The sequence below is a fragment of the Carboxylicivirga mesophila genome (assembly GCF_018271975.1).
Classification (GTDB): Bacteria; Bacteroidota; Bacteroidia; order Bacteroidales; family Marinilabiliaceae; genus Carboxylicivirga; species Carboxylicivirga mesophila.
Genome location: NZ_JAGUCN010000061.1, coordinates 1 through 1,644, shown reverse-complemented (window position 1 = coordinate 1,644; position 1,644 = coordinate 1). Strand labels below are relative to the sequence as shown.

The 1,644-nt window shown below is 35.5% G+C and carries 3 protein-coding genes; all 3 read left to right on the top strand.

Annotated elements, in window-relative coordinates:
• Window positions 1–3: 3 nt before the first annotated feature.
• Window positions 4–165, top strand: a complete 162-nt coding sequence (locus KEM09_RS22155) for a T9SS type A sorting domain-containing protein (protein WP_212232053.1) — start codon at window positions 4–6, stop codon at window positions 163–165.
• Between the two features lie 90 nt (window positions 166–255).
• Window positions 256–570 (top strand): transcriptional repressor, encoded by a 315-nt coding sequence (locus KEM09_RS21750; protein ID WP_212232051.1) that lies wholly within the window; start codon window positions 256–258, stop codon window positions 568–570.
• A 91-nt stretch (window positions 571–661) separates the two neighbouring features.
• Window positions 662–1,644 (top strand): NHL repeat-containing protein (locus KEM09_RS21745; protein WP_212232049.1); only part of this gene is annotated, 983 nt, incomplete at its 3' end.

The following is a 1,644-nucleotide window of genomic DNA, read 5'->3' as shown; positions in this document are numbered from 1 at the left end:
GGCATTAACAACAAATTAGCTTACAAACTGTATGATATTCTAGGCAAGGAATTGAAAAACGGAATCATTTCACAAGGCGAAAAAATCAATGTCTCTGATTTAAACAAAGGGCTCTATGTCATTAAGTTGGACAACAACAAAACCATCAATTTTATAAAAAAATAACCCAATTATAATTTGATCAGGTGCCTCTTTGTAAGGTTACAAAAGGGCTCCTGGTCAAAAAACGGTTACTTATCCCTTATCATATTGAGAATGCTACCATCTATTGTGCTGCAACTCATCAATGAAAAAGTTAAATCCACAGCCATGCGCCTGTTGGTGTCAGAGATTCTTTACAAAGACCGAAATGCGGTAAGCCTTTCTGATTTGGTTTTAAATTTTGAACGTACTGAGAAATCAAGGCTGTTCAGAACGCTGAAAACTTTTGAAGAAAAAAAAATCATTCATCACATTGATGATGGAACAGGTAGTGTAAAGTATGCGCTATGCGCTGATGACTGCGATCACATACATGAAGATGAGCATATTCATTTTTATTATGCACCAAGTAAAGCACAATGGGTATAAATAACATTAAATACATATAGCAATATGATACTTTGCTAAAAACACACCAACCATTAAGGAGTTATAATAACATTTATTAAAAACACACAACATGAAACACATTATATACTTTCGTCACATTTTCAGAATATCATTAATTATCACCATACTTTTCAGTACAAATAGCCTTTATTCTCAGGTTACTGAAGTTGTTACTGGATTCGGCAGTCCCATGCGAATTATTTTTATTGAAAATGAATTATACGTTGCAGATGTCAACCTTAATAAGGTTTCTAAAATTGACATTAATAGTCCTAATCCGGTTATAACGGATGTCGTAGGCGTTTGGAATCCATGGGGGCTTGCCTATAAAGAAAAAGAATTATATATAGCCGATTTATGGCAAAATAAGATTTACAAAACAGACTTAAATATATCCACACCAAATATTACTGAAATTATTAGCTTTGGAGATGCGACAGAACCTGATGGTCTGGCCCTCATCAACAACACACTTTACATCTCACTCTATCAGAGCGATAAAGTAGTCAAAATCAACCTCAATGACCCAACGCCTGTTGCTACAGATGTTAAGACTGGTTTATCAGGACCTGCCGGATTAGCATTCAGAGATGATGAATTATACGTTGCTCAATATAGCAATGGAAGTGTTATCAAAATTAACATCACCAATCCTTCTGCCGATGCCATCACCATAGCTTCCAACTTAGGTGAAACTGAAGATATTCACTTTATAGGAGATGAACTGTATATTGCACGTCAGGAACACAATAAAGTTTCCAAGATTGATGTGACACAAACGAATCCTGAAGTGATTGATGTTATAACCGACCTGTCAGAACCCTTAAGTATTGCACACAATGGAACCGATCTGTATATTTCACAGAATAACGGCAAAATAGTGAAGCTTAATCTTGTATCAACAGACGTTGAGGATGTGACATCGGCCAATACCATTAGTGTTTACCCGAACCCTGCAACAGAGCTTATTCAGATTTCAGGCATTAACAACAAATTAGCTTACAAACTGTATGATATTCTAGGCAAGGAATTGAAAAACGGAATCATTTCACA

Excerpts from the sequence above, each read along its gene's own strand:
- KEM09_RS21750 (WP_212232051.1), top strand. The coding sequence starts at position 256 with ATGCTACCATCTATTGTGCTGCAACTCATCAATGAAAAAGTTAAATCC.